Genomic DNA, 2,346 nt, shown 5'->3' with positions numbered 1-2,346 from the left:
CCAATTTGCCAGCTAGTATCTGCCAAACTGGGATCTAATGTTTTGCCGCTAGGCACTAGGGCTATTTCGTCAAAGCCATAGGCTCTACGAGCCGTTTTCCCTTTCCCAATTTGAATATCCACGATCGATCCGACCTTCTTCCAAAAAACGTCTTTAAGTAAGCCTAACAAATAGACTGCAACATTTGTTTACTTTTTTACAGATTTTTGCATGGGGATCGGTATTCTAACGAAACCGATTGGGATTTAATTTTTTGGCATTACCAGTAGTTGCATTTGTGTTACCAGGCGCGCGCAGTTTGGTGGCGGTACCGCCATCTTTTGTCGAGAGGAAGGGACGCAGATCGATATTACTGTTGCTCCCAATTGCCGCAGTTGGTGCTGCACCATTACCGCCATTACCCAGTCCTGGTAGTACATTACCGAGCAGATTGCCAAGGCCATTATTGCCACCGTCGGCAAAGGTATTGACACCTGTGGTTCTTTGCCCGCTATCTGCCATCGTCAGATTGCGAAAGACTGAGTCTCTGGTCGCGATCGCGTCTTGTCCTGATGGTACTGTAAATACTAGACGGCATTCGCTATCGCGTTCGGTAGTCACACAGACCGTATCGTACTGATTTTTGACCTCCGTCCGCAGTTCTTTGAGTCCATCGCGGCGATATTCTTCAAGTCTGCGGGCGATTTCGGTGCAGCGTCTACTCGCATTCCAGTTGCTACCCATCGTGCTGGGAATCGCCCACGGATAGCGTTCGCCCGGTCGATCGATCGGGCGATAAGTCACGGTAGACTCATTATTAATCGATTCGCACATAAAACGTGCCTGAGTTCCCCCCGATGGCACGCTTGTCTGCGGTGTAGGTGGCCCATACTGTGCGCTGGCACTACTGGCTGTCAACACAGCACCTAAGATGGCCCAGCTCCAAATTTTGAGGGATACGTTCATGGGTTTTATTTATTCTGGGGTGAGGATGGAGTGTCAGTGGCTGGAATATCGTACTTGTAAGTTGTAGGACAAGGGATCGATCGAGAATGTTCCAGTTTGAGAGGGCAACAGGGATGTGCGGATCGTGCTGAGAATATGCACAAAGATCTACAGCTTGGCAAAAATTGCAAGTATGCTGATATATTTGTTAAGATGAGTTTACAAAACTTAATAAGCTGTTTTGATGTTCGGCTGTGGAAATAAATGGTAGCTGCGTTTGTTGTTGCCATTCCAGCCGATCTTCACGACCGGATAGATGTTTGAGAGCATGTTTGACACACCCAAAATCACCGCCCAAGAGTTGAGGCAATTGTGCCAGCAAGGTCAACGCGATTTTCGTTGGCTCGATCTCCAATCGATCGATCTGAGCGAATCTGACCTGAGCGGTAGCGATTTTACCCAGGCACAGTTAAATGATAGCAACTTGAGTTGGGCGAACCTTGGGGGTATCGATCTCTCAGCAGCCGTATTTAGCAAAGCAATGTTGTGGCGGGCAAATTTGCGGCAGAGCAAGCTAGTTGCTAGTCGTGGCGATCGATCGACTCTGATTAGAGCGGATCTTAGCAGTGCAAATTGTCATCAGATCGATCTCCAAAGAGCCGATCTCCGGTTAGCGCAGCTTCATTTGACGGACTTAACCGGGGCGAATTTGGCGTGGGCAAATCTCAGCTATGCCAATCTCACCGGGGCAAATCTCACGGGCGCAAATCTCAGTCACACCCGATTGGAGCGAGCGATTGTTATTAATGTTAATTGGCAAGATACCATCCGGTGCGATCGAGATCGCCCAGCAGTAGATTTGAGTCGCTCGATGCCAGTGATGGTGTAGTGACATATCTTAGTGCTTAGTCAACCCACACCGATGCTACGCATACGGTCTGGGCATCAAAAACCCAGACTTCGTGTTTCATCCGCCATTGCCTCCACACAAACAAGTTTGCGTTTTGGTCTTACACAGCGTCCAGAGGTTTGACAAGCCGTCTCGTCCTGACTCTCACACCGCTTACACGGTGTCCACGCAGCCGCCCTGTGTCCCAAGGCAGAAATTACTTGAGTCGGAAACCCACATGGTGTTTGATTCGTCCAGCGGCAGATTTCATTTAGTGGCTATTCTGCTAGTACTTCGTCAGCCTTTTAGACAGTCCACAAGGTCATCAACCTTCTCTAAGATCTTACCAATTTTGAGAATGCTTGTACTCAGCCAAAATGCTTGTTACTCATTCGTTCATACATCTCCCTCCGCTGCTTGCTTCCGGTGGTGGCAAATAGCGGTGGGGAGATGCAATCTCTCATTCGCCTGCTTTCATCCCACCGCCAAGGCGGGTACACCTATGGCGGGGGAATTCCCGCAGTCCTAGTTAA

The 2,346-nt window shown here is 49.1% G+C and carries 2 protein-coding genes and 1 pseudogene; 1 reads left to right on the top strand and 2 read right to left on the bottom strand.

What is annotated here, in order from left to right:
• Together RMO35_RS20260 and RMO35_RS20255 are read right to left on the bottom strand one after the other, a co-directional pair.
• A pseudogene (locus tag RMO35_RS20260) lies at window positions 1-122 on the bottom strand (GuaB3 family IMP dehydrogenase-related protein); the annotation flags it as partial.
• Between the two features lie 103 nt (window positions 123-225).
• The gene (locus RMO35_RS20255) at window positions 226-945 is read right to left on the bottom strand and encodes a COP23 domain-containing protein (protein WP_309743635.1); all 720 of its coding nucleotides are present in this window, start codon (window positions 943-945) and stop codon (window positions 226-228) included.
• 307 nt (window positions 946-1,252) lie between these two features.
• Here RMO35_RS20255 and RMO35_RS20250 point away from each other — a divergent pair, with 307 nt between their 5' ends.
• A complete protein-coding gene (locus RMO35_RS20250; protein ID WP_309743633.1) occupies window positions 1,253-1,813 on the top strand; it encodes a pentapeptide repeat-containing protein in 561 nt (186 codons plus the stop codon).
• Window positions 1,814-2,346: the final 533 nt, after the last annotated feature.

The sequence above is a fragment of the Chamaesiphon sp. OTE_20_metabat_361 genome, from assembly GCF_031364565.1.
Note: the sequence above shows the minus strand (reverse complement) of the source record. Positions and strands in the feature narration are given on the sequence as shown.

Excerpts from the sequence above, each read along its gene's own strand:
- RMO35_RS20255 (WP_309743635.1), bottom strand. The coding sequence starts at position 945 with ATGAACGTATCCCTCAAAATTTGGAGCTGGGCCATCTTAGGTGCTGTG.
- RMO35_RS20250 (WP_309743633.1), top strand. The coding sequence starts at position 1,253 with ATGTTTGACACACCCAAAATCACCGCCCAAGAGTTGAGGCAATTGTGC.